Origin of the sequence: Sphingopyxis sp., from assembly GCF_035565275.1 — a bacterium.
Taxonomy (GTDB): Bacteria; Pseudomonadota; Alphaproteobacteria; order Sphingomonadales; family Sphingomonadaceae; genus Sphingopyxis.
In genome coordinates, this window is the sequence record NZ_DATMST010000272.1 from 1 (window position 1) to 4,503 (window position 4,503).

Below are 4,503 nucleotides of genomic sequence, written 5' to 3' on the forward strand. Positions count from 1 at the left end.
GCCAGCGGGTGCGCCTTCGAGGTCGGCCTTGACGATGCGGCCGCCCGGCCCCGTGCCGGTCAGCGTCTTGAGATCGATGCCCTGTTCGGCGGCGAGGCGTTTGGCGAGCGGACTCGCCTTGATGCGGTCACCCGAGGCAGCGGGAGCGGCCTTATCCGTCGCCCCCGCGGAGGCGGGGGCCGCTACGTTGGGCGCGCTGCTGCCAGCGGCCTCCGCCTTCGCGGAGGCGACGTCTTCTTTTGCGGGAGCCGGGGCAGAATCAGCTTTCGCCTCGGCCGCCGGTGCAGGAGCAGCCTTGGCGCTCCCGGCATCTTCATCCTCGCCTGCAATCACCGCGATAACAGTCCCGACCTTCACATTATCCGTGCCTTCGGCGACCAGAATTTGTGCAATCGTGCCTTCGTCGACCGCTTCGAACTCCATCGTCGCCTTGTCGGTCTCGATCTCGGCGAGCAGGTCGCCCGATTTAACCGTATCGCCCTCCTTCACCAGCCATTTGGCGAGCGTCCCTTCCTCCATCGTCGGCGAAAGGGCGGGCATTTTAAGTTCGATCGGCATCGTCGGATTTGTCCCTCGTGAATCTTGGGCGTGAGTCTTGCAGGTCCAGCCTGCCGCTACGGATTGTTCCTCGCCATAAGCCTTGCGTCGGTCAAGGTCCAGCGGGCCAAACTTGCGTTTCATACGAATGTGACGCACTCTGGACACAAGCAAAAACACGAGGGGTCGGGGCGATGCGGACATATCTGGTGGTGATCGACGACAGTCCGGAGGCGTCGCTGGCGCTGCGTTTTGCCGCGCGGCGTGCAGCCCGGACGGGGGGCGGAGTGATCGTATTGGCGATCATCGCGCCGCAGGATTTTGTCGCGTTCGGGGGCGTCCAGGCGACGATCGAGGCCGAAGCGCGCGAGCATGCCGAGGAACTGGTGGCGGCCGCCGCCGACGCGGTGGTGCAGGAAGCCGGGGTCACGCCGCAGATCATGATCAAGTCGGGCAAACCCGTCGAAGTGGTGCGCGAACTGATCGGCGCGAGCGACGAGATCGCCGCGCTGGTGCTGGCGACGGCGGCGTCGGGCGCGCCGGGACCGCTGGTCGCGCATTTCACCGGACAGGATGCGGGAACCCTCCCCTGTCCGGTGATGCTGGTGCCGGGCGGGATCGATATCGCCCGGCTCGACGCGCTGAGCTAGACGACCAGGCTGCGCGGCGCGCCCGCGTCTTTCCATTCGAGGATGGCAAAGCCGAGCACGCCGAAGGCCTGCGCGATGACGACGGCAATGCCGAGCCCGGACATCTGACCTGCGAACGTCGCGACGACCGCGAAGCTCGCCGCGACCCAGCCGAGATTGCCGAGCGCGATCAGCTTGACCAGCGCGGAATTCGGCACCGCTTGCCGCGCCGCGACGACCATCAGGAGCGCGGCAGCAACGCAGATCCAGCCGCCGATTGCGACGACATTTGCGGGGAGGCCCAGCAAAGCACCGACCGGTTCCGCGGCGAGCAGGCCAATGGCAAAAACGCCTCCGCAGGTGATGGCGTCGGCGACGAGGATATTCTTGAGATTGAGGATCGACATAATGGTTCTCCTTTCGACCCCCTCAGACTGGACGCCGAATTGAATGGCGTCGATTACGCGGGAGGTAATGGAAAACAGGAAGGCGGAGGTATAGCTCTCCGGACGAAGGAGACGATCATGCAAGTCGCGACGCTGGGCGAACAATTGCGCGAATGGCGCACGCGCCGCCGGATGAGCCAGATGGACCTTGCGCTCGATACCGAGATTTCGACGCGGCACCTGAGCTTTATCGAAACCGGCCGCTCGAAGCCGAGCGCGGCGATGCTCGGGCGCATTGCCGACTGCCTCGACGTCCCGCATCGCGCGCGCAACGCGCTGCTGCTCGCGGCCGGCTATGCGCCCGATTATCAGGAACGCGCGCTCGACAGCACCGAAATGGCGGGGATGCGCGCGATCGTCGAGCATGTGCTGAAGGGCCACGAGCCTTATCCGGCGCTCGCGGTCGACCGGCACTGGAACATGGTCGCGGCGAACGAGGCGATCGCGATCCTGATCGAACAAATCTCGCCCGCCCTCCTCGCACCGCCGGTCAATGTGCTGCGCATCGCGCTGCATCCGGAGGGGCTGGCGCCGCAGATCGTCAATCACGGCGAGTGGCGCGCGCATATCCTGCACCGGCTCGACCTGCAGATCGAGGCGAGTGCCGACGCAGGGCTGATCGCGCTGCGCGACGAGCTTGCGGGCTATGCGGCCCCCGCGAACGACAATGGCGGCGGGCATGGCAACGGCATCGCGGTACCGCTGATCCTCGACACCGTTGCGGGGCGGATTCGCTTTGTGTCGACCGTGACGATCTTCGGGACTCCGGTCGACATCACCTTGTCGGAGCTTGCGATCGAAGCCTTTTTCCCCGCCGACGCCGAGAGCGGGGCCTTGCTTCAGAAACTGGCGGCGCGGCAGGTTGAGGCCGACTAGCGTCGCTTGCCCTTGTGCTTGATATTCGCTGGCCGCCCGCGCTTGCCGACCATATGCTTGCCGGCCTTGTCCTTCCCGATCGGCTTCCCCTTTACGCCGTCACGCCGCGGCGGGCGTGCGCGGAAGCCGCCCTCGGGCGCGTCGGGCAATTCGAAGCGTAGCGCGCCGCTGATCGGGTTGGCCTCCATCAGGCGCAGGTCGAGACGCTGACCGGTCGTATAACTGACCCGGCCATGTTCGCTGTCAAGGCTGCGCGCGGCTTCATCATAGAAAAATCGTTCGCTGCCCAGCGTCGACACCGGCACCAGCCCGTCGCCGCCGAGCCCGTCGACGGTGGCAAAGAAGCCGAAGGGCTGAACCCCGGTGATCCGCGCGGCGACAATCTCGCCGGCCTTGCTGGCCAGATAGGCCGCGACATAGCGATCGACCGTCTCGCGCTCTGCCTCCATCGCGCGGCGTTCGAGCGCGCTGATCGCCTCGCCGATCCGCGACAGGCCCTTGGCGTCGGCTTCGCCCAGACCCGTGCGCGCGGGCAGGTCCTTCGGCTTGCCGGGCACTTCGAGCCGGTATGAATCGACCAGCGCCCGGTGGACGATCAGGTCGGCGTATCGACGGATCGGCGAGGTGAAATGCGCGTAGCTGCCCAGCGCAAGGCCGAAATGGCCCGCATTGGCGGGGCCGTAATAGGCCTGCGTCTGACTGCGCAAAATCGCCTGCATGATCTCGGGCAGCCGGTCGTCTTCGGAAAAGCCGTCGATCAGGCGATTGAACACCGCGGGCGTGATGACCTGCCCGAGCGCAAAGCTCTGCTCGAAGGTTTCGAGATAGTCTTTCAGGCCGACCAGTTTCTCGCGGCTCGGCGGCTCATGGATACGGTACATGACCGGCGACTTCTTCGCCTCGAGCGCCTTCGCCGCGGCGACGTTCGCCGCGATCATATAATCCTCGATCAGGCGCATCGAGTCGAGCCGGTCGCGGACGCGAATCTCGGCGATGCTGCCTTGCTCGTCGAGGATGACCTGCCGTTCGGGCAGGTCGAGATCGAGCGGGGCGCGCGCCGCACGCGCCTTGGCGAGGAGCGCCCAGCAGGCCCACAGGTTACGAAGCGTCGGGAGCACATCGGCATCCCATTCGTCGCGCGGCGCATCGGCATCATAGGCTGCCTGCGCATGTTCATAGGCGATGTTGGCGCGGAGCCGTACGAGCGCGCGCGTAAAACGCCATGACCTCACCTTGCCATGTTTGTCGATGACGAGATGGCACGCCATCGCGGCGCGATCCTGCCCGGCCTTCAGCGAACAGACGCCGGCCGACAGCGTTTCGGGCAGCATCGGCACAACCTGATCGGGAAAATAGACGCTGTTGCCGCGCCGCCGCGCCTCGCGGTCGAGCGCGCCGTCGGGCCGCACATAATAGCTGACATCGGCAATCGCGACGATCGCACGGAAACCACCCTTGTTGCCCGCATCATCGTCGGGAATTGCCCACACGGCATCGTCATGGTCGCGCGCGTCGATCGGGTCGATCGCGACGATCGGCAGCTCGCGCAGATCCTCGCGCCCGTCGGGGGTGAGCGGCAGCTTCGCCGCCTTCTCCGCCTCGGCAAGCGTTTCACCGTCGAAGACATGCGGAATTTCGTGCCGCGCGATCGCGATCATGCTGAGCGACCGGGGCGCAAAGGGGTCGCCGATCCGGTCAACGACCTTCGCCTTGATCGCCGGACCGCGCCCCGTAAGTTCGGCGCGGACGAGATCGCCGATATCGGCATTACCCTTGTCGGCGACGGCGAAGTCGTAACGCGCTCGCTTGTCGGCGGGGCGCAGCCAGACCATCGGCTTGCCGCCCGGTCCCGCATCCTCGACGAGCACGCCGATGACCATCTCGGCGCTCGCCTGCAGGCGTTTCATCGGATGCGCGACATGGCCGCTGCCGCGTTCCTCGGTGCGTGCGAGGATGCGGTCGCCGACGCCGAGCGCGCCTTTGCGCCCCTGCTCCATCACGCGCAGGCGCGGCGC

The 4,503-nt window shown here is 66.3% G+C and carries 5 protein-coding genes; 2 read left to right on the forward strand and 3 right to left on the reverse strand.

Going from position 1 to position 4,503, the window contains the following annotated elements:
* A partial coding sequence (locus tag VN047_RS18030; protein WP_325545113.1) for a biotin/lipoyl-containing protein occupies window positions 1-558 on the reverse strand: 558 nt, incomplete at its 3' end.
* 173 nt (window positions 559-731) lie between these two features.
* On the opposite strand from VN047_RS18030, the gene VN047_RS18035 reads away from it, so the two are divergent.
* Window positions 732-1,187 carry a universal stress protein gene (locus VN047_RS18035; RefSeq protein WP_325545115.1) on the forward strand — a complete coding sequence of 152 codons (456 nt, stop codon included), beginning with the start codon at window positions 732-734 and terminating at the stop codon, window positions 1,185-1,187.
* On the opposite strand, the gene VN047_RS18040 is transcribed toward VN047_RS18035, so the two are convergent.
* Window positions 1,184-1,717 (reverse strand): hypothetical protein, encoded by a 534-nt coding sequence (locus tag VN047_RS18040; RefSeq protein ID WP_325545117.1) that lies wholly within the window; start codon window positions 1,715-1,717, stop codon window positions 1,184-1,186. The two genes, VN047_RS18035 and VN047_RS18040, sit on opposite strands and share 4 nt — an antisense overlap.
* On the opposite strand from VN047_RS18040, the gene VN047_RS18045 reads away from it, so the two are divergent.
* The gene (locus VN047_RS18045; protein ID WP_325545118.1) at window positions 1,691-2,488 is read left to right on the forward strand and encodes a helix-turn-helix transcriptional regulator; all 798 of its coding nucleotides are present in this window, start codon (window positions 1,691-1,693) and stop codon (window positions 2,486-2,488) included. The two genes, VN047_RS18040 and VN047_RS18045, sit on opposite strands and share 27 nt — an antisense overlap.
* Here the strand turns inward: VN047_RS18045 and VN047_RS18050 are convergent.
* On the reverse strand, window positions 2,485-4,503 hold a 2,019-nt coding region (locus tag VN047_RS18050; protein WP_325545120.1), incomplete at its 5' end, for a VacB/RNase II family 3'-5' exoribonuclease. The two genes, VN047_RS18045 and VN047_RS18050, sit on opposite strands and share 4 nt — an antisense overlap.

Bases quoted from the DNA above. Each gene is read 5' to 3' on its own strand.
- VN047_RS18035 (WP_325545115.1), top strand. From the start codon at position 732: ATGCGGACATATCTGGTGGTGATCGACGACAGTCCGGAGGCGTCGCTG.
- VN047_RS18045 (WP_325545118.1), top strand. From the start codon at position 1,691: ATGCAAGTCGCGACGCTGGGCGAACAATTGCGCGAATGGCGCACGCGC.